Origin of the sequence: Bacteroides acidifaciens (assembly GCF_903181435.1) — a bacterium.
GTDB lineage: Bacteria > Bacteroidota > Bacteroidia > Bacteroidales > Bacteroidaceae > Bacteroides.
Map to the genome: position 1 here is coordinate 2,897,782 of NZ_CAEUHO010000001.1, position 22,107 is coordinate 2,919,888.

Here is a 22,107-nt window from a genome sequence, read left to right on the forward strand (position 1 = left end):
GCATCTTCCGTTATTTACTAATTTAATCACTTAGAGATATTAACATGAAAAACATTTTGCATGGAAATGGCAGTTTGGGAAGAAAGATACAATATCTTCTTCTGACAACTCTGTTCGTAGTACAATCTGCCCTGTCGTTTGCACAGAACCGGACGGTGACAGGTGTAGTGGTAGATGAGAAAGATGAACCGATTATCGGTGCAAACGTCATGGTGAAAGGAACCGCCAAAGGTACCATTACCGATTTAGACGGAAAATTCGTACTCTCCGCTCCCAAAGGTTCCAAACTGCTGGAAGTATCCTTTATCGGATATAATACTCAAACTGTAACAATCACTGACAAAACGCTCCAAATCAAGCTGACGGAATCTGCTATCGCGTTGGACGAGGTGGTGGCTATCGGATACGGTAGTGCCAAGAAAGGAAACGTGACCGGTGCTATTGCCAAAGTGAACGCCGAAAAGCTGGAAGATCGGGCATCGACAAACATCGCCTCCTCTCTGCAAGGACAACTGGCAGGTGTGGAAGTGCGCAGCACGACCGGCGAACCGGGTTCCGAATTGCAGATTCGTGTGCGTGGAGCCGCTTCTATCAATGCGGACGCCACTCCTTTATATGTAGTGGACGGTATTCCCGTTGATGACCTCGGCAGCCTCAACCCCGGGGATATACAATCTATCGAAGTCTTGAAAGATGCTTCGTCATCCGCTATTTATGGTTCGCGAGGTGCTAACGGTGTAGTTTTGATTACTACCAAGCAAGCCGGTGCGGATGATAAGGTCAGAGTGCAGTTCCAGGCTTCATTCGGTATTCAGTCATTGGAGAGAAAAGTAGATGTGCTGTCACCGGAAGAATGGATTGAATTCCGTACCGCTTATAATAATAACAGATATATTTCCCAATATGGAAGCAAGGGGGCAACTATTGAAGATGATTACAACACCCGCCTGGCAATGATTGGGGGCAAAGAAAGCTATTACTTCCTGAACGACCCCCGCTGGACAGAACCCGGTTATGGAAATCTCCGGCTAATTGACTGGCAGGACGAGTTCTTCCGCCTGGCTCCGATACAGAATTATCAATTATCTCTTTCAAGCGGTCGCGGCAATACCAAATATCGTGTATCAATGGGATATACAGACCAACAGGGTATTGCTATCGAGAGTAACTATAAACGTCTGAATTTCCGTGCCAATGTAGAGTCTAAAATATTCAACCGGATTACTGTCGGAGTGAATTTGGCTCCTTCAGCCAATTGGAGTGACGGTGGACGTGTAGACGGCAAAGACCGCCAGGCGACTAACGTATTGACTATGGCTCCGCTGGCCGAACCGGAAGAAGGTATCTATACAGGTGCAGGCTCACGTCGCTATTATCGTTGGACAAGTTCCAGCAAGGTAAGCCCGATTGCTTATATGGAAGAGGTGACTAATCACGGTGAAAGTGTCCGCCTCAATTCGGCAGCCTATGTTAAAGCGGACATATGGAACGGGCTCAAAGCAGAAGTCACCGGTTCATATAATTTCAGCAGTACTCAAAGCCGTTCGTTTATTCCAAGCAGTGTCACCAAATACAGAACTGACAGTGAAGGATACAAAACTACTGCAAACCGCACGGAAGCGCGTAGCAATAGATTCCTTCTTCAGTCTATCCTGCATTATGGCAAAACATTCGGCAGACATACCATCGGTGCAATGGCAGGTTACTCAATGGAAAGTTCCAACGGTTCTTCCAGCAGATTAAGTGCTACCCAGTTCCCGGACAATTCACTGGAGGTATTCGATATGGCAGATGTTGTATTGACTGCCGCATCAGCATCCATATCCACTCCTTCCCGACTGATGTCTTACTTCGGACGTGTACAATACGAATATGACGACCGTTACCTGTTGACAGCAAGTATCCGCCGCGATGGTTCTTCCCGTTTCGGTAAAGCGAACCGATGGGGCGTATTCCCTGCCGTTTCCGGTGCTTATCGTATTTCAAACGAGAAGTTCTGGCCGAAAGACTTCGTTATGAATTCATTGAAGTTGCGTGCCAGTTGGGGAGCAAATGGTAACAACTCCATTCCAACCAATACAGCCCTTGCTAAGTTAAGCAGCGCCAATTATTCATCCGGTACTATCATCAACGGTTTTGCACCGACTTCTCTCGCCAATCCCGACCTCGGCTGGGAAAAGACTGAAAGTTGGAACGTTGCTTTCGATATGGGATTATTCAAGAACCGTATCTTTATTTCTGCCGACTATTATGTAAAAACAACTAAAGACTTGCTGTATCAAGTGAGTGTTCCCGCATTGCTCGGCTTCACCAAGGCATGGGGAAATATTGGTTCTATCCGCAACAAAGGTTTCGAACTGGAAGTGACGACACAGAATCTTACAGGAAAGTTGAAGTGGACTACTTCTCTGAACGTTTCTTACAATCAGAATAAGGTACTTAGTTTGGGAGATGACAACAGCACAGTATTTACAGGATACGACGGAACAACGCAAGTATTTATGGTGGGACAGCCTTTAAGGTCTTTTTATATGTATGATGCTGTCGGGGTTTACCAAACACAGGCTGACTTAAAGAAATATCCTGTAATGCAAAACACCAAAGTGGGTGACGTTCGCTATCGGGACACAAACGGTGACGGAGTTATCAATGACGGCGACCGTACCTTAATGGGTAAACCCGACCCGGACTATACTTTCGGTATGACAAATACCTTCAAGTACAAGAACTTTGACCTATCTATCCTGATTACAGGACAAACGGGCGGACATATCTACGGAGTGCTGGGACGTGCAATGGACAAACCGGGTATGGGAGCCAACGGTAACGTACTTTCACACTGGAAAAATATGTGGAAATCGGAAACCGAACCGGGCGACGGTAAAACTCCGGGTATCGACAATGCAAATACAGGACAGTTCTACGACAGCCGCTGGCTATATGATACCGACTTTATCAAAATAAAGAACGTCACATTAGGCTATCGCCTTCCATTCAAAAAGAACTTCATACAAAATGCACGTGTTTATTTATCAGGCGAAAATCTCCTGATGTGGGACAAGTACGAGGGTGGTTTCTCACCGGAAGCGAACAACGGCGGTTCGAGCGGTGACTATGATTACGGTTCATATCCGCAAGCACGGGTTATTACTTTAGGAGTTAATGTTACATTCTAATAAAAGAAAGAAACTATGAAACTATATAAATATCTTATAAGTGGAGGATTGGCTCTGACATTAGCACTGTCCTCATGTGAAAGCTGGTTGGAAGTAGAGCCGAACGACACGCGTACTACGGATTATTTCTATTCAACTCCCGGTGAAATGGAACAAGCACTGATTGGTATCTACAACGGTCTGCTCCCTATTTCGGACTATTCTTGGCTTATGTCTGAAGTTCGTTCGGACAATGCATGGACGGATAAAACAACGGATAAACAACGCGATTATATCGATATAGGAACGTTCAATCCGAATATTTCTACAATCAGTACACTTTCGAGTGCTTGGAATGATTTGTACGAGATTGTAGCGCGTGCGAATATGTTCCTTAGCAAAACAGAAGGAGTTACTTTCTCTTCAGAAGCTATCAAAGACCAGTTTATCGGCGAAGCCAAATTCCTGAGAGCACTCGCTTATTTCGACTTAGTACGTTACTTCGGACGTATCCCTATCGTACTGGAGCCGGTATCCGTCAATGAAGCAATGGCTATCAAGCAATCGGAGCCCGTGGAAATTTATGAAACAGCAATTGTCCCGGACTTGGAAGATGCGGTAAAGAAACTGGTAGATACTCCACTGAATTATCAAGGAAACGGCGCTTCAGCCGGACGCGCTACACTGGCTGCCGCAAAGTCCTTATTAGGTCGTGTCTATCTGACAATGGCGGGATACCCCGTACAGGATACATCTAAAAAAGCACTAGCCGAACAATTATTCAGTGAAGTGATTGACTATGCCTTTGCCAACAATAAATATTGGGCTAGTACGTCCGATGAATGGATTAAGGTATGGATTAGCGACAATGATAATAAATATCATATTTTCGAAATCCAGTATATTGCAGCCAAAAACTACGGCAACCCTATGGTCTTCAATTCCGTACCGGCAGTCAACGACTCTTACACGAATATAGCAATGTCCGGAAACAGAATATGGTGTGAAAGCCAGTTGGACGCTATCTTCAAGCAAACCAACGAAGAAGGAGCGTTCATTGACAAACGTTGTGCCGGAACTATCAACACAACAGAGTTTATTGATGAGGACGGTACCCCTTATACGGGTGGTGACTTCTTCCTCAAATTCTTCGAGCATAAGATGAAACGTAAACTTTTGGGATATGAGGATATTGACGGTCAGATTGCCGATCGTACTTATTTCCCTATCAATTATCCGCTCATCCGTCTGGAAGATGTCATGTTGATGTATGCTGAAATCGTAGGACCCACCGATAAAGGCAAAGAAATGGTGAATAAGATTCGGGAACGTGCCGGACTGGATGCTTTGGATAATGACATCACAATTGAGAATTTCACAGATTCTGTAGACATTGAACGTCGCCGTGAATTGGCATCCGAAGGAATCCGCTGGCATGACCTGGTTCGTCAAAACCGATATGTATCCGTATTACAGGATATGTTCAAACGCAATGGCTCTGATGCAAATGGCGTTATTACCAAACCGGAGACATACGAAATGTACAAACAGGTCACTAAAGACTCATACATCTATCCGATACCCGATTCGCAGATGAAGGTAAAAGAAGGATTGTATGAACAGAACAAAGGATATAATTAAGCGCAGCAGATTAATTTGTTTGAAGGTTAGTAGTAAAAGTCCTCGGGCGGTAGCTTTGAGGACTTTTACTTGTATATACAAAAAAGTTCCGGCAATGTTGTTTATTTGCCTGCCATCAAGTATCTTTGTTCATAAACTGAATTTTAACGCTTATGTGTAAACAACCGGATATCCTAGAAAGTGAAAAGATTCACTTTGCAGTCATGGCTATAGAAGCTGGAGCACGAGAAATGGGAATTTTTCCTATGGAAATGCGCCGACGTTTAGAAAAAATGAACCTAATTAAACGTCTTCTATTAGACAATTACGAGGTGATGCACACGCAAAGCCTAAAACATGTAGGCGAGGATGTGGCCGAGGCTTTGAAAAACTGGGAGGCACAGGAGGGCAGTAAGATATGAAAAGAAAGCTTTATATATGAGAGAACAAGTACTGTGGAGAAAAATCAGTCGCATCATCCTATTATTATCAACCCGATTAGAGATAAGCCCGGAACGGGCATTAAATCTGTTTTATGAAACAAATGTATGCGCCATGTTACACGATTCCCGCTACGGTCTGCATCTAATGAGTGATACCTATATTATAAATGATGTATTACGTGAATTGCAAGATAGGCAGTAATCTTAATGTCTATAAAAAATGAGAAGTCAGCCATTATTCAAAGAGGGGGAAAATTGCCTGCAATGCAACTTTCCCCCTCTTCTTTTTAACAGATTTATCTATCCTGTTATTTTCCTATAACACCAGCCCAGTCTTTCGCAAAGCGGAAACTACCGATATTTCCCTTGAAACCACTACGGTTTCTAAATGAAATAGCTTTCAGACCGGCTTTCAAAGCACCTTCTTCACCAACTGCCACCGCATCGGCTTTCGGTTCATTCTGACCTAATTCGGGGTCAACGAATAAAGAAACCTCGTTCTTGTCATAATCAACTTTCAATACGAGCAGATGCGTTGTATTATAATCATATACCATAGGAGCCTCGTTGCGTTCTTTCAGCAAGCCGACAGCAAATTTGATTTTATCATTTCCTTCGCGTCCGACATATACCTGTCCACGATTTCCGCCGCCGACATAACTGGCACTTACTGCCAAAAAGTCTGCCAAATTGCTTGAACCGACTTTAGCAAAATTCACCAGACAAGCCAGATAATAAGTTCCTTTGGAATACATCTTCCCTGATTCAACTAAGGAATACGCACTGATGCGGGAACCTTTCACACCTTGTGGAAAACCAAAATTAATAGATAATCCCGCTTCATTATACCCTGCATAAGACAGAGCCTTTCCGACAGTAGGACTTACCGCTCCTTCTACCGGTTTGGCTGTAAAGCCGCCGCACCAGGTATCTACGTTAATAGGAGCCCGTTTATCATCATAAACCGTTTTCTCCAAAGTATCACCTACCTTATAACCTTTCAACAGGTCATTCTTCAAAACTTGCGCCTGGCTTCCCAATGCAAGTACCGCCAACGCCATTGATACAAATACTTTTCTCATAATTCCTCTTCTATTTTATGTTTTTAATCCGCGTTATTTATATTAATTACCGTCCGGTTTCTCTATCTCCGTAAACGGGCAAAGATTCCATTTGAAGTCTTCGAATCTGTCGGGACGAGCAGGATTGAATCCTTTATAATCCTTTTTCAAGAACTTCACCGCATCCAAATCAGCTTTCTTCATACCTTCAATAATACATTTAGCCAGTTCATAAGCACCGAAAGTATTGGAGTGGGAATTATCTTTCAGTTCCTTTGTCTGTCCCGGATAAGTATTGGCTGGATAATGCACGAACGCATGTTTAGAGCCGTCTTCACCCATTGCTTCATAAAGCGTACGACTGATTTCATTCAAATCAATCAAAGGTACGTTTTCTTTTTCTGCCAACCAACGAATCGCATCGGGATAATCAAGGTGAGTGTTCATTATCTTGCCATTCTTGTCGAAGCGACGGCGTTGCGTCGGAGTCACTAATACAGGATACGCACCTCTGGAACGTGCTTCATCAATATAAATTTTCAGATTATACATGAAAGAATAGAAAGCTCCTTTACCGGGACCTTTCTGCTTCTGGTCGTTGTGCCCGAACTCCATAAAGAGATAATCGCCTTTCTTCATCTGTGTCAGGGCTTTTTTCAAACGTCCGGCACCAATAAAGGTATTAGCGGATTCTCCGGATTCGGCATAATTGGCAATAGCTATCCCGTCGGTGAACCAACGTGGGAACATTTGTCCCCAGGCAGCCCAAGGTTCGTTGTCATAATCCACTACGGTGGAGTTGCCGCAAAGGAAAATGGTGGGAACTTTATCTGTACGTTCAATAACCAAGGAAGTTATGCGCGGAGCATCACCGTTGAATTCGAGTGTCAGCTTTTCATCCCAGTTCAACTTATTCTTTTCACGCGGTTTGATTTTGACTTTTTGCTTCCCGTTGATATACATATTCCGTTTGTTGACAGTGAAAGATTCAACAAGCGTTTCTCCTTTCTTAGTTGGAAGATTCTCTATAAACAGACGGCGGGATTCGGCACGTACCGTAGTATTTCCGGCTGAATCCTTGCTGCCAAGAGTGACGGTTACTTTATAGTTACCGTCGGGAACATTGACGGAGAAGAAGAAAGGTTGGTTGCTTTTTCCGTCCCATGCCGGTTGCAGGTCGTATCCGTAACCCTGTTCTTCGTTGAACAAGGTTCCAGACGTCACTTTAGTATATCCCTCTTTTACTTTCTTGTCGGAAGTAAAGTCGAATTTATAGACTTGTGCCTGTACAAAAGAGTGGCCAACTAATAATAAGATATTTATAAAAAGAATTATCCTTTTCATTATCATACAAATATTATAGAATTAGAATCCCAAGAAGAAACGATAAGTGTAGCTATTCGTCTTTATACCTCCCGTTCCTGCCGAGCCAGCGGTCTTTGAATAAGTAACAATATACATATTCTTATTATTTCGCTCTGTACTACTCCAATAGGTAGCAGATATATCCATTATGTTATCCGATACTTTAATCAGTTTAGAATTCAACTTAGTCTCTAAAGAATTTTCTTTATCTTGCAAAGCAATAAGTTCTCCACTAGAAGGTACATACCAACCTGTAGAAACAGGTGGTGCCGGAAAATCATTCTCACAATCATTCTGATAACTGAAACATTCAAAATCAGTTTTGAATTCATTGTAATACAAATCTAAGATTTCCGAGTTATTATATCCTAAAAAACGAAGCGGCTTATTCTTACTACTTTCGTTCGTATCATAATATCCTGTTATTGCAACATATGAAGAAGCAAACGGAGTTGTTACAAACCAGTCATGCATACTTTTAGTCAAAGCAGGAGAGAATTTGCCTGTCTCTGTGTAAAGACTTAAAACTAATCCATGAACACAATTAGGATGTGAACGAAGTAATGCATCATTTTCGGCTGTATAGGGAGTCCCTACAACATCTTTATATAATACGGAAGGCATTGGATTTCCTACCCAACAAACTACTCCAATACAATTATCTTTGGAAGGTTCTCCTTCACTGCCACTTACCACACTGCCATCCGCATAATAATAATCACCTACCTGTAGATGATGTGTCACCTCTTTATATCCACCATCAACAACAAAACGTTTATACTTTCCTTCTTTCATCTTTTCCGCCGTATCAAGCGTACATTGCTTGTCATTGTAATGACCGATAATCTGATTCTCCGATGACGGTTTTCTTAATAAACGGTATTCATCCTGCTTTGCATCATAATAAGGAGCTATTTTATTTCCTTCGCCCACATTGTCAAGATAGAAAGCTACATCAACAGGCATGGCAACATAAGGAATTTCTTCCGGCATTGCCACTCCTTCGGCATCCGTAAAGATATAACGGGTGGAAGGCAGCTTCACAACCACCAGACTCATACGGTGCGTCAACTGAAAGCTTAATGAGTAGTTTCCGTTCTCACCAATCAATGCGGTTGCATTTGAGGTCATCAAATCCTGTTTCGCATACGCTTTTTGGTCACTCTGCTCCGTAGTCAGTTCCCAGGCGGCTACCAGAGGAGCAAAGAAATCATCGCCTGCCAAATCTGTCTTACCGCTCATATCCGGTTGATAAGGGTAATAAGCATAGAAAGTCACTCCCGCCAGGCGCTCATCATACAATATCGGTTTGCCCGACCAACTCGAACCATTGAAAGTAAAAGGCATATTATTGATTTCGTCCAATATCGCACCGTCTTTCACGGCAAACAATCCGATTTGGTCGCCCTGAGTAAAGGTCGTGACGAATCCCGTATCTTCCGTACGTGTAGACGGTTCATTGCTAATCAGACCTGTGTCAGTCACATTTAGTACAATTCCGTTCTGTGCATTTCCCGGAACTTCTTCTTCATTCTGAGAACAACCAGCCCAACTGAACAACAGGATTGCCAGCAAAGCTACTTGTATAAGTTTATATTGTTTCATCTTCGCTTCAAATTTTGAATATTATTCCTTATCAGTTCCTTCCACTTCCTCATCATCACCATCCCACGAAACAGAATCTTTCTCTATGGTCACTTTCAGTCCCGGCTTACCAACTCCTACATTGTATGTATATTGGTGTCCGCCTTCCAAGATTCCCTCTCCATTGCCCGGTGTATGCCCGAAAGTCCTGCCGTCTTTCAACACAACCTTAAAGAACAACTTACTGGACATATCTTGTGGAATCGTCAACAACTGGAAAGAATAGGCATATCCCTCTCTAGCGTTTAACAGATAAGGTTTCATCACTGCCGTTCCGGCACCTGCGACCGATTGCAATTTACCCTCTGTCATTGTCCCCTTTGTCACTGCATTTACAGTAAAGACAACGCCATTCAAATCTTCTTCGGACACCGTATCGCCGTCACCCTTCACGTTGATAATCAGTTTTACCGTTCCATGACGGAATTTAAGCTTCCGTTCGCTACGGAATTTCATCTTCTCATAGGCATAAAGAAAATCCGAGTTTTGATAGGCTTCATCAGTAGTCTGGTCGGCGGCTACCGCCCATTCAGTCAATAAGGTTTCCGAAGAAGGATACCAGGCAAACAAAGTTTCTTCCTCTGTGGTCGTGTACCAATAAAGAGGGTCGTTATTCTTGGCACTCATTTCTCCCGACTGAGAAACCTCATACAGTTTCTGTGAGAAACCGTCATAAAGGGAAACGGATTCTCCCCCGTTCCACTCAGTCTTTTCACCGATACCGCGTGTGAAAGTCATACCGGACTTTTCCGCTGTCAACTCCAGCGGATATTTATTATTCTGAAACTCGTCTTCCACTACATTGGTACATGCTCCGAAGAAGCCTGCCACCGCCAATAAGCTGCCGAGCCATAAGTCTTGTCTTTTCATATCGTTCCTTTTTGAATCCTTATCACTCGTTTATTCAGTAACCGAAGCTGTCACATCTTTATCATCTTCGACTATCCAATCTTCAATCTCCGCTTTGGTGATTGTCATTGCCGGATTTTCGAATGTCACATTATAAGGATAAGCATGTCCGCTCTCCAAATTCTGAACAGGCATATATTGAGTATATGTCTCATCATTCATCCTTACTTCCAGCAATACTTCCGCCGGCATATCCTGCGGGAAGAGAATAATAGACGCAGTCATTTCACCTTCTGCCGGTTTAGTAATATCCATACTCAATTCAGAGTTAGGGGTAGCGACGCCCTTGGCAACAGCCTCACCGGTAGTCACGTTGAAAGTTCCTTCGAGTTGCAGGCTTTTCAGATAGACTTTCATATTGTTCAGTGTGGCACCGTTGGTTGCCTTGAACTTCAGTATTATCTTGGTCATTTTGTGTGAGAAGTCAAATGTAACGGGAGCTTCGGCACGAATCCCGGTAGCCTTCGCGAATAAGAAGTCTATTTGAGGCTGTTTGTCCGCAGTCTGGTCTGAGCCGCTTATCGTTTTTGCTATCACACCTTCCGTACCCGGCAAAGTTCCATTCTCACCCTGATAAGGATAATAAGCATTCAAGGTAAACTCACCTTCTCCTTTCAAACGGATATTATTGTCTGTCGAACCTTCATTCACAACACGAAACGCATTTCCGTTTTCATTGCGGTACTGGATATTAATATAGGTGTCCACTGCGTTAAGCGTCGCATTATCCTCGTCCGCTTCAACAGTCACTCCGATACGGTCGTCCGTCCCCCACGCCGCACCGACAGCACGGAATTTCTGAACATTGTCCAACACTTCGTCGATATTTCCAAAAATTTCGATGGGCTTATAAGCGCGGTCTGCTTTTCCCGATTCTTCGTCACTGCAAGCTGAGAAAGCTAATGACACTAGCATAGCGGCTGCTAAATACATGTTTTTCATTGATGTCTTCATTTTAAGTTATTGTTCTTTTGATTTTTTACTTCCGCAAATGTAGACGTACTTATTGAAGTACACAATGGACGATTGTACGCAAATACCTTGGCAATTATCCATTCAAGGGAAGTAAGCCCGCCGGAGTATAATTACCTAGGGAGAAGTGTATATTATTCTATTATTTCAGCTTGTACACTTCCGTCCCGGCAAGCAGGAAACAACCTACACCGTAATCCTCAAAGTCGGGTACACTCTTATAAGTAACAGGCTGCCCGTCTTTAGGCTCCTTACCCGTGCCCTGTACATATCCCAGGAATCCGTTCGGATGAACGGCATCTCTCACCATTGCATTCCATGCCTTTAAAGCAACCGGAAGATACTCCTTTCGGTCAAGCAGTCCGTTGCGAACTCCCCAAACCATTCCGTAGACAAACAGTGCCGTGCCGGAAGTCTCTTTCCCGCCGAAGTTCGTAGGGTCATGAAGGCTGACATTCCAGAAACCGTCTTCACGCTGGCACTTCTTCAATGCCTTGCTCATGGTCAGGAAGTCGTTAATATAGTCCTGACGGTGTTTCTCGTCAGCAGGGATTTCATCCAGTACACGTACCAAGGCGGCATATACCCAGCCGTTCCCGCGGCTCCAGTAACAATCCTCGCCATTCGGCTCCTTATATGGCGGGTTAAAATCCTGGTCGCGCCACCACAGACCGTCTTTGGGGTTGAACATACCCGTCTCGTCGTGCTGGCTGCGTGTATAATAATACATGTCCCACATCTTGTCATAGTATTTCTGCTCTCCGGTCATTTTGCCGAACTTGGCGAAGATAGGCATTGCCATTTGTACGGCGTCAATCCACCACCAGTCATTTACTTGCGGAGTGTTCACCACCATGTCGATGCTCGCCTTGATATTCCGAATCATGTTCGGGTCGGACGGACATATATTATACAGGTCGATATAAGTTTGTCCGCAGCAGTGGTCGTCCGCGTTGCGGGTGGTGTTGCCGTTTCTCATTCCCCATTTGTGGAAGTCCGCCCAGTCGTAGGCATAGCGATAATAATCTTCGTGCGGATAAATGCCATATAAAGACATCAGTCCTTCATAATATACACCGCGTGTCCATATATTGCTGGGGCGTACACGGCCATAAAAACTGGGGATGGTATAGTCAGCATACTTCTTCATAAAGTAACCGTTCACTTTCTTCATTACCGCCAACGTTTCTTTTTGGTCGGGTAATGTCTGAGCATTCACACTGACAGAACCTGTCAAGATGAAAAAGAATAATAGTACGAAAATATTCTTCATGGACATTCTTGGATTATTTATATTTAAAACTTACTTTGATTTTCCCTGCATACGGATTGAAATCGAAAAGGACTTTCTCTCCTGAGATATGTGCCGGCAGTGGCTTCCTGCCTTGTTTCACGAATACTTCCCCTACTCCTTTACATTCAATCACCATTGTCAACGGTTCTGTAAACAGTTTCTTGTCTACTGTCATTTCAGGAGTAATCGTCAAGCCTTTCTTTGTTTCCGATACTTTCAACCGAATATCGTCTCTCTCCCTTATATAAGCGGCCACTTCACGGAACGTACCTACCCAAATCTTATCTTCCAGGCTTTTCACCTTGTCCAAATGTTCCCAAAACAGGGACGGTTCCTTAAAAGCATCATATCCGTAATTGATTCCATGCGTCATGCCTACTCCCCATTCCCCTTTTTTCATCAAATCATCCAACCATTTGGCAAATCGTTGGGGAGTCGATTTGCTACCGATTGAAATCTGCCTGGTACGTGTTCCGACCCTGTTTTTGGAAGCCAGTTCCACGATTTCATCGGTTTTATAATTATAGGGATAGCAGTAAGTGACAGGCATCGCACCTATATTGGCAAAAATCGCACTGTCATTCTTTTCTATTTCCGTCTTCACCTGTTCCAACGTCAGTCGTTTCGCATTCTTATGTGTCCAGCTATGGTTGGAAATCTCGTGTCCGTTCTTTGCCATTTTCCTCAGTTCGCCCCAAGTCATCCGGGGTAATTTGGACGATGCCCCTTGTTCCGTATAATAGCCGCATATCCAAAATGTCCCCCTAAAGCCACGCTTTTCCAATTCCGGCGCAGCTACCGTGGAATGTTCCGCCAAACCGTCATCAAAAGTATAGGAGATAGCGCAAGTCTTGTCCTGCCTGTATTTGGCGACATAGACTTTCCAGTCCGCTGCCGACAAGGTAGTACCGGTACAGAAAATGCAGAAGAAAGAAACTAGGATAAAGAAAGAAAGAGTTTTCATGGTTCTATCAAATGATTAAATATATGGATACAAAAATCTAGTGACGCACTATTTACTTTGCAAAAATAGGCGTACTTCCTCTCTTGTACAATAGACTATTGTACACAAATACAAGGAAAATTATCCAATATGTAATATTATCGCTATGAATCCGATTCCTGTGGCTCCGAAGAAGCGGCATCCGTATTCACCCCACGCTGATAAACAGACGGTGCTACGCCGAACTGCGCCTTAAAACATTTGCTGAAATAGAACGGGTCGCTGATACCAACTTTATAGGATACTTCCGCAACAGTCAGGTTATCTTCCGAGAGCAGCAGTTCCGCCGCTTTCTTCATCCGCACCACACGCAAGTATTCATTCGGCGAATATCCGGTCACACCGCGCAGCTTCCGGTAGAAGACCGTTCGTCCCAACTTCATAAGCTGCGCAAACTCGTCAATAGAAAATTCAGGACGGGCGAGGTTCTGTTCAAGGATAGCAGCCAACCGGTCGGCAAATTCCTTATCCCGGTCGGTAGTGCACATGGCAGGACGCACGATACCCGGTTCGCTGGAGAACTTCTCACGCAGTTTGTCGCGTTGCTCTATCAAACGGAACACACGTGCCAATAGCAGTTTTACGCTGAATGGCTTTGCGATATAGGCGTCCGCTCCCGCTTCGATACCTTCCAAATGTTTTTCCGGTGAGCTTAATGCAGTCAGCAGGATGATAGGGATATGGCTTGTATCGAAATCCGATTTCAGTTTCCGGGTTACTTCAAATCCTGTCATTCCCGGCATAAGCACATCGCAGATTATCAGGTCTGCTTCGGACGTACGCGCTTTCTCAAAGCCGGATGTTCCGTCGGCAGCCACTTCTACTTCAAAATAGTCTCCCACTTCTTCTTTCAGGAATTCACGGATATCGTTGTCGTCCTCAATAATCAGGACTTTCCGTTTGTTCAAAGGAGCAGGCAGCTTTTCCGGGTCGGGAAGTTCTTCCGAGAGTTGCAATAAATGATGCGCCTGTCCGTCCGCTTCTTTCAGCAATACGTTGCCGGGAATCAAAAAGTCTTTCTCCGCATAAACCGCCTTGTCCGTCGGGATACATACGGTAAATACGGAACCGCCGCCTTCGTTGTCCTTATATTCAATCGTACCCTTATGCACCGATACCAGTTCGTGGCTCAAATGCAGACCTACACCGATACTGTCACCGGAGAAGTTGCTCTGCATAAAGCGCTTGAACAGTTCATTCTGTTTCTCTTTGGGGATACCGACTCCCGTATCCGAAACTTGAATCTGCAATGTTTTCCGGGCTTCGTCCACGTTCACCGAAAGGATGATAGTGCCGTTGGAAGGCGTATATTTGAATGCATTGGAAAGCAGGTTGTAAGTCACCTTATCCAGATTTCCCTTGTCGATGAACATCTTATAGGAAGGCACGGAAGGCAGGAAACGGAAATTCATGTTCTTCTGTTCCGCCACGTCGCCGAAGCTCAGGAATATTTCATAAAGGAACGAGATTACATCGGTTTCTTCCAGAGAAAGTGCCAGTTTATTGTTCTGCATCTTTCTGAATTCCAACAACTGGTTGATAAGCCTCAACATACGTTGCGTGCTCTTATCCATCGTCTTCAACGGATATATAAGTTCGCGCGGAATATCCGTGACGCGCTGTATTTTCTCCAGTGCTCCCTGAATCAATGTAAGCGGGGTACGGAATTCGTGGGAGATATTGGTGAAGAACACCAGTTTATATTCGGTCAACTGCTTTTCCACATTGATGCGGTTGCGCAGCCCATTAAAGTTGCGGACAATGCGGAAAGCAAAATATAAGGCTACAATCAACAGCAATACATAACACAGCATCGCCCAGGTAGTCTTCCAAAATGGCGGGACAACCACAATCTTCAATGTAGTCTCGCTATCGTTCCAAATGCCCGACCCGTTGCTCGATTTGACATGAAGCACATATGTCCCCGGATTCAAGTATTTGAAAGAAGCGAAATTCAAAGGAGAAGGCGCACTCCAACCCTGGTCGTAGTTCTCCAGCCAGTACATATACTTCGTATGTCCGCTATCGGAATAATCAAAGGTAGAGAAGTCTATCAGAAATGAGTTCTGAAAATATTTCAAAGTGATTTCATCCGAATAGGCAAGTGACTGCTTCAAGGGAGAATCTTCCATTTGCGGATTCATCTGGGTTCCGTTGACATACAAGTCGGTGAAGACCACCGGAGAAAAACTCTCACTATCCTGTATCTTTTCGGGGTCGATGACAATCAGACCGTAGTTTGTTCCAAACAATAACTTTCCGTCTTCGCGCATGCAGGCACTATTCTCGCTGTACACATTCCCCAAGGTATAGGAAGAGAAGAAATAATTCTCGAAAGAATGATTGGCCGGGTTAAACTTGGAGATACCATACTCGGTAGCCACCCAGATATTTCCGTTCTTGTCTCCGAGAATAGATTGAATCACATCGTTGACCAGTCCTTCGGAAGTGCCGTAATGCTCATACTTCAAAGAGTTGTAATTATCCTGAGGCTCACAAAGATTCAGTCCCGAACCGGATGTGCCAATCCACATACGTCCTTTCGTATCCCGGTAGATGCACTTGATTTCGTTACTGCAAAACTTGCCGTTCGTGTAGCTGAACAGGTGATAATTATCAGAATCGGCAATCAATGAATCGGGATGAAAGATGCAGATGCCTTCGCTGGTTCCTACCCAAACCATCCCGTTCTCGTCTTCCTCTATCACGCGCACCATTCGCAATCCGAATGTCTGCTGGAAGAAGTGACGGAATTTATACTTGCCGTCCGGCGTAGGTTCTGCCAGTTCAAGCCCGCCGCCGAATGTCCCTATCCACATACGTTCTTTGCGGTCGCGGTAAATCGCAAAGACATTATTGTCGGACAAAGCCGTGAGGTCGGAAGGATTATTATAATACCAGGTATCCCCTACTTTCAGTCCGTTTCCACGGGTTCCCGTCCACATTCGCCCTTGCCCGTCCTCGGCAATAGCATAAATATTGGAATGGAAATATTGATTGGTCATCTTCGAGCGGAGATTGGAATCGAAGGTGTAAAGCCCCCCTTTACGTGTACCGACACAGATATCACCGTTCGACATTTTAGTGAGCATACGGATGGTGTTCGAACGGTCAAACAAATCACGGGATTCGGGATAGATACGGGAAGTTCCTTCATTCAAGACGGAAATGCGGGATAAGCCCGAATACTCGGAAGCTACCCAGATACCACCGGCACGGTCTTCCATGACATAAAGCAGGAAGTCCGAACTGATATGGCTTTGGTCATTTATATTGGCAACGAAGTGTTCCAGTTTGTCTTCGGCGGTATTATAGGCGAAAAGACCGTTACCGTAGGTCGAAATCCAGATAATTCCGCGGGAGTCATGGACGATGTGATAACGTTCGAAGTCGATGTAGCTTATCTTGTCCTGCGGAATCAACTGGAAATCCTTGATTTCTCCTGTTTCGGCAAGTACATAGGTAAGGTGTCCCGTATGGTTGTATATCCAATAGTCACCGTGATTGTCACGTATCAGTTCGCCTTTCTTGATGTCCATGCGGGAATCCGCCTGAACGTCACCGGTGTTAAAATCGTACGTATATACTCCGGTAGTAGTCAGAATGACCCATTTATCCTTTAGCAGAAAGTTGCCGGTGGGCGAAGTCTTTCCCGCGACAACGGCAAGAGAAGCTTGTTTCTGCATCTTTTGGGTGGCAGACTGATAAAGATAGATGTCCCCGTCGGCAGTCAGGAAATACATATCATCTTTGTAAGCCAGGGAAGAAGTGAAATGGATTAGACGGTCTTCTATCCGGTATTGTCCGTTGGTGACAGAGACTAGGCCGCATTGCGTTCCAATCCAAATGCGACCGCTGGCATCCTCATTAACAAATTTCACCCTGTTGTCCGGCAGATTGCCACGTTCGGTTCTGAATACGGTAGAGGTCATTCCGCCATCCGGTTGATGGTTCATTTGGCGACAGCCGTTTCCCGAATGGTGCAGCCACACATCTCCGTTGGCGGCTACGAATACTTTCGAATAGTTCTGTCTCGACTCGCCACACCCGGTATAATCAATAAAACGGGCACGTTGCAAATCGTAACAGCTATATAATTCCGGTGTGGTGGAAATCCACAGGAAACCGTCTTTATCTTCGGTCAGGTCATAAATCCGGTTGTCTGCCAAAGAAACCATGTCTCCGGCTTCCGGACGGAAGGTAAGGAAAGAGTTGCCGTCATAACGGCTTAGCCCGTTCAAGGTAGCCAGCCACAGGAAGCCTTTGCTATCCTGGTAAATGTACCGGACAGAGTTATTGGGAAGACCGTCACTGGTTCTCATTTGTGTGGAACGGAGTTCTATTGCACCATAAGCATTCAGCACAAAACAAACGAGAAAGAGGAAGAGTGAAAGGTGTCTTTGAGTCATAATAGATTCCAAGATTAATAATAAATGTTGGACAAAAATAATCAAGATAGTTGGAATAAGAAAGAAACACTCCATTAAAATGGCATGAGGAGAATGCTTGTATTTCCTACCAAACATTCCCCTACACTATCAATTCAACCTAATTACTAGAAAAATCAATCCATATGAAACACTTCCGGCAAAGGAATGGATACCGGCGAATTGTCCGGATTCACTTCCATGATGTCCGCCATGTAATCCCACCATTTCTGTACAATCTCCGTATTGCCCAAATCCTGTGAACCTGCATCCCCTTCCGTCTTTTGGAAGGCGAAAAGGATATTCGTCTCCTTGTCCCAGTAAATGGAGTAGTCCGACACGCCGTTCTTTGAAAGCAACGCTTTCAGTTCGGGCCAGATGGCGGCATGTCTCTTTTCGTATTCGGCTTCGCAACCGGGTTTCAAATACATCTTAAATGCTTCTCGTTTCATGGTTCCAATCTATTTAAAGTTAATTACTTAGTGTCTTCCGTATCGACGGCGAAGATAGGAGCCGTCGTCTTTTGTTTTACTTGATAATATTGAACGGCGCTGTCGTTTATCTGCGGATACTGGTTCTTCAACAAGCGAATCATTTCCGCACCCGCCCAAAGCACCGGGCCGTATCCGTGCGCCGCATATACATTGACCGGACGGTAATAATAAAAAGCAGGGTCGAAAGCCATTCCCGTACCGACACAAGTACCTTCCACCTGACCTTCCGCATTGATTTTCCCGGCTACGGCATGCCAGCCCAGATGAGCGACAGGGCCATAAGCGATTGCATCAATCCAGCCTTTATTAATGGCATGCGCCAGGCAGTAGACATAAATTGCGGTAGCGGAAGTTTCAAGATAAGAATCGTTACGGTCGAGCAGTTGGGGCCAAAGCCCTTCTCCACTCTGCAAGGCTGTCACGCCACGCACATGAGCACGGAAGTAGTCCATAACTTTCGCACGTTGGGGATAGTTTTCCGGCAATACGTCGAGCAGTTCGCAGGCTGTCAGCATTGCCCAGCCGTTGGCACGTGCCCAGCAGAAAGCAGGATGGTCGGTGCTGCTTTCCACCCAACCGTGGCGATACAGTCCTTTTTCAGGAATAAACATACGGTCGGCAAATTGCAGGAATTGTCTTACTGCTTCTGCCAAGTATTTCTCCTTTTGAGCCTTATCATAGCAGCTCATCTGCGCTACTGCGGGGATTCCCATAAACATATCATCCAGCCAGAGCGTATTGTGCTGTGGGCGATTACGGGCAAAAGTTCCGTCCGCCAGACGGTATTCCTTGTTTATGATAAAGTCGAAATAGTTGTCAATCAAGCCGTCTACAGGAAGCGAACCGTCTTTCAGACGGACTTTTATCATGGCTGCGCATACCGCTCCTGCATCATCCAGTGCATGAGGAGTAAGGATTTGCAACAGTTGGGGGTCGGTTGTCCCTTTCTCTTGGTACACTCGCTTGAAATGTGGCGCTACTTCCGCCAGAAAGCGGAAACGGTTCTGTACATAGTTCATATAACGCTGGTCGCCGGTAGCTTCGGTTGCCGCTATCAAGGCGGAATAGGTCACTCCCCATTCGTAGCTTGCCAGACGGAAAGCACCGCGTTCCAGTTGCGCTTCCTCTCCCATGGCAGTATAATCGGTTATCAGTTTTCCTGTGTTCTTGTCTACTACACGGGCGGGAGTCTCCTTATCTATATAGGCAAACACACGGTCTACGTCTTTCTTCACCTGTTCGGGGGTCAAGTCACCGTAAGTACCCTGATAGGCAGGTTGCAGCAAATGCAAAGGTATATTTGAGTCATTTACTACCGTTTTCTTTTTCTGCGCGCTGACAGGCAAGGCTATCAGTAATGAAGCAATGGCTATGATACGGATATTCATATTTTATTTTTTAGGTATTTTACATCCTCTGAATACGGTACCCTTTAATTCGGGGCCGAAGTAGAATCCGGGTTGTGTGGGCTGGTTATAAGCGACATTTTGGGTCGCAATGCTGATACGGTACACCGGGTCTTCCAGGAAAGTATGGAAGCGGTAGTCTGTGGGAATGGTGGAAACGTAAAGTCGCAAAGCTGTGTTATCGGCTGTACGTAGCAGTACTTCTTCGCGCCAGTCACCGATAATGTCCCCTTGCAGGCAAGGAGTCGCTTTCGTTCCGTTATTGGAGAGGGCGCCCTCGAAAATGGCGATGCGTTCACAGATTCCTTTCTCCCAGTTGTATTTGCTCACGATATTCTTATCCAGCAATTCACGCAGTAAATCACCGTCCCACCAAACAGCCATATTACAAGACAATCCCCTCACCCGTTCTTTTACGACTTCTCCTTTCACACTTCTGATTCCACCGGAAGCTAAAGACCACATTTCAACACCCGGATAAGTAGGGTCAATATCGGCCGCCATGCAGCGTCCGACATCTATATTACTCTTTATTTGAAACAGGATTTCTCCGGTTGCCGCATCCCTGTATGTACTTCCGTCCCGTTTGTTTTCGTGGCAGTCCCATACTTGCAGGCCTTTGCGCGAAGGGTCGAAATGAGTCAGGTGAATAGCGTCTCCATGTCCCATTCTGGTAGAATAAAGCCCTTTGCCATTATGGTCGATAGCGCATGAACCATAGATGATTTCATCGCATCCGTCACCGTCCACATCGCCTACCCGCAAGTTATGGTTTCCCTGTCCGGCATAGTCTTCGCATCCGGGGTTGTTACTATCGAATATCCAACGTTGTTTCAGTTCTTTCCCGTCCCAGTCGAAAGCTGCCAGTACAGTACGGGTATAATAGCCGCGGCACATCACGATGCTCGGATGAACTCCGTCCAGATAAGCTACGCATGCCAGAAAGCGGTCACTTCGGTTTGCACGGTTATCGCCCCAGTCCATTAAGTTGCCACGTTCGGGGATATAGTCAATCGTTTTCATGGCTGCTCCTGTCAGTCCGTTAAAGACGGTGAGATATTCAGAGCCTGTCAGGATACGTCCCTGTGGATTCCGGTAGTCGGCATCGGCGTCACCAATCATTTTTCCTGTTCCGTCCACAGTTCCGTCTGAGGTTTTCATCACAACTTCCGCGCGACCATCACCGTCCAGGTCATAAACCATAAATTGAGTGTAATGCGCTCCGGCACGTACGTTCTTTCCCAGGTCGATACGCCACAGGTGCTGTCCGTTCAGTTTATAGCAATCAAAAATGACAGCTCCCGTATAGCCGTCATGCGAATTATCATGCGCGTTGCTCGGGTCCCATTTCAGAATAATCTCGTATTCACCGTCGCCGTCCACATCACCGACACTTGCATCATTCGGAGCATAGAAATAACTTTGTCCCGACGGGGTTGTTCCGGCTTCCGGACGATTCAACGGAATATTCAGATAACCTGCCGGGGCATTTGCCGGCAGTTGATAGTTGCTTTCGGTCTTTCCTTTGACAGCTTTGACGGTATAAAGGGCAGGCTCTGTCCCTGCATAAGTATCCTGAAAGAAAGTGGCGTCTTTCACCGGGTGCTTATTTATCTTTTCACCATTCCTATATATATCAAATGATTCATTCATCGGGTCGGAAGAAAGATAACGCCAGGAAACGGCTACCGTAGAAGGGTTCTCACGAATGGCAATCACGCCACGTCCCAAATGTTCACGTTTCAATTTCGTAAAGTCGTAGTTTGGCTGGGCTACTAAAGAAGCAGCCATCAGACATAGATTTAAAAAGACAGTTATGTACTTCATAGTTTTATCGTTTATCAAATTACAACACAAAAGTAAGGGACGCGGGCTATCGATAAAATAGAATATCGTACAGATATATGTAGAAATATACTTTTAAAGCAAATTCCAGCCACTTTGTGAACGAAATTAAAGACATATGCACGGAAATCCATTGAAAAAGAAAAGAACGTCCCTTACCTTTGCGATTGGAATTTATTATAAACAGTGAACTAATAAAACATAACTATTGCACCATGAAGAAATCACTATTCTCATTCTTTACAGTAACACTTCTTTTTTGCCTGACGCCCGCAAATCCGGTCGCGGCACAAGAGCTGCCTGCACAAAAAGAGACTTTAGAGACTATTATAAAGGTAAACGACTACTTTATGAAGAAGTATGCCGATTATACCATTCCCAGTTTCTACGGTCGTGTACGTCCCAGCAATATATGGACACGCGGTGTATATTATGAAGGACTGATGTCTTTATATGGCATTTATCCGCG

Annotated in this window: 15 protein-coding genes and 1 pseudogene; 5 read left to right on the plus strand and 11 right to left on the minus strand. The window is 45.0% G+C overall.

The window, feature by feature from the left end:
• Positions 1-44 precede the first annotated feature (44 nt).
• The 4 genes from CLIN57ABFB40_RS12165 to CLIN57ABFB40_RS12180 all read left to right on the plus strand — a co-directional run bounded on the left by CLIN57ABFB40_RS12165 (position 45) and on the right by CLIN57ABFB40_RS12180 (position 5,420).
• Positions 45-3,176, plus strand: coding sequence for a SusC/RagA family TonB-linked outer membrane protein (locus tag CLIN57ABFB40_RS12165; RefSeq protein WP_175630291.1), 3,132 nt, complete (start codon positions 45-47; stop codon positions 3,174-3,176).
• 15 nt (positions 3,177-3,191) lie between these two features.
• Positions 3,192-4,796: a RagB/SusD family nutrient uptake outer membrane protein gene (locus CLIN57ABFB40_RS12170; protein ID WP_175630292.1), complete on the plus strand. Its 1,605-nt coding sequence runs from the start codon at positions 3,192-3,194 to the stop codon at positions 4,794-4,796.
• A 152-nt stretch (positions 4,797-4,948) separates the two neighbouring features.
• Complete coding sequence (locus CLIN57ABFB40_RS12175) at positions 4,949-5,197, plus strand: DUF3791 domain-containing protein (protein ID WP_175630293.1); 249 nt, start codon at positions 4,949-4,951, stop codon at positions 5,195-5,197.
• 16 nt (positions 5,198-5,213) lie between these two features.
• Positions 5,214-5,420 (plus strand): DUF3791 domain-containing protein, encoded by a 207-nt coding sequence (locus CLIN57ABFB40_RS12180; RefSeq protein ID WP_175630294.1) that lies wholly within the window; start codon positions 5,214-5,216, stop codon positions 5,418-5,420.
• 106 nt (positions 5,421-5,526) lie between these two features.
• On the opposite strand, the gene CLIN57ABFB40_RS12185 is transcribed toward CLIN57ABFB40_RS12180, so the two are convergent.
• The 11 genes from CLIN57ABFB40_RS12185 to CLIN57ABFB40_RS12235 form a co-directional block, all read right to left on the minus strand.
• Complete coding sequence (locus CLIN57ABFB40_RS12185) at positions 5,527-6,300, minus strand: hypothetical protein (protein ID WP_175630295.1); 774 nt, start codon at positions 6,298-6,300, stop codon at positions 5,527-5,529.
• A gap of 42 nt (positions 6,301-6,342) precedes the next feature.
• Positions 6,343-7,623: a rhamnogalacturonan acetylesterase gene (locus tag CLIN57ABFB40_RS12190; protein WP_175630296.1), complete on the minus strand. Its 1,281-nt coding sequence runs from the start codon at positions 7,621-7,623 to the stop codon at positions 6,343-6,345.
• Between the two features lie 21 nt (positions 7,624-7,644).
• Positions 7,645-9,249 carry a fimbrillin family protein gene (locus tag CLIN57ABFB40_RS12195; protein WP_175630297.1) on the minus strand — a complete coding sequence of 535 codons (1,605 nt, stop codon included), beginning with the start codon at positions 9,247-9,249 and terminating at the stop codon, positions 7,645-7,647.
• A 21-nt stretch (positions 9,250-9,270) separates the two neighbouring features.
• Positions 9,271-10,158: a fimbrillin family protein gene (locus CLIN57ABFB40_RS12200; protein ID WP_175630298.1), complete on the minus strand. Its 888-nt coding sequence runs from the start codon at positions 10,156-10,158 to the stop codon at positions 9,271-9,273.
• Positions 10,159-10,188: 30 nt separating this feature from the next.
• Entirely contained in the window at positions 10,189-11,139 is a 951-nt protein-coding gene (locus tag CLIN57ABFB40_RS12205; RefSeq protein WP_175630299.1) for a fimbrillin family protein, read from the minus strand.
• Between the two features lie 172 nt (positions 11,140-11,311).
• A complete protein-coding gene (locus CLIN57ABFB40_RS12210) occupies positions 11,312-12,448 on the minus strand; it encodes a glycoside hydrolase family 88 protein (RefSeq protein WP_410489597.1) in 1,137 nt (378 codons plus the stop codon).
• Positions 12,449-12,455: 7 nt separating this feature from the next.
• Positions 12,456-13,427 carry a polysaccharide deacetylase family protein gene (locus CLIN57ABFB40_RS12215; RefSeq protein WP_175630301.1) on the minus strand — a complete coding sequence of 324 codons (972 nt, stop codon included), beginning with the start codon at positions 13,425-13,427 and terminating at the stop codon, positions 12,456-12,458.
• A 143-nt stretch (positions 13,428-13,570) separates the two neighbouring features.
• Complete coding sequence (locus CLIN57ABFB40_RS12220) at positions 13,571-17,875, minus strand: two-component regulator propeller domain-containing protein (protein WP_175630302.1); 4,305 nt, start codon at positions 17,873-17,875, stop codon at positions 13,571-13,573.
• A gap of 155 nt (positions 17,876-18,030) precedes the next feature.
• Positions 18,031-18,345, minus strand: a complete 315-nt coding sequence (rhaM, locus tag CLIN57ABFB40_RS12225; protein ID WP_022138180.1) for an L-rhamnose mutarotase — start codon at positions 18,343-18,345, stop codon at positions 18,031-18,033.
• A 23-nt stretch (positions 18,346-18,368) separates the two neighbouring features.
• Positions 18,369-19,775 carry a glycoside hydrolase family 105 protein gene (locus CLIN57ABFB40_RS12230; protein ID WP_175630303.1) on the minus strand — a complete coding sequence of 469 codons (1,407 nt, stop codon included), beginning with the start codon at positions 19,773-19,775 and terminating at the stop codon, positions 18,369-18,371.
• 3 nt (positions 19,776-19,778) lie between these two features.
• Positions 19,779-21,620: a rhamnogalacturonan lyase gene (locus tag CLIN57ABFB40_RS12235; RefSeq protein ID WP_175630304.1), complete on the minus strand. Its 1,842-nt coding sequence runs from the start codon at positions 21,618-21,620 to the stop codon at positions 19,779-19,781.
• A 233-nt stretch (positions 21,621-21,853) separates the two neighbouring features.
• On the opposite strand from CLIN57ABFB40_RS12235, the pseudogene CLIN57ABFB40_RS12240 reads away from it, so the two are divergent.
• A pseudogene (locus CLIN57ABFB40_RS12240) lies at positions 21,854-22,107 on the plus strand (glycoside hydrolase family 88 protein); the annotation flags it as partial.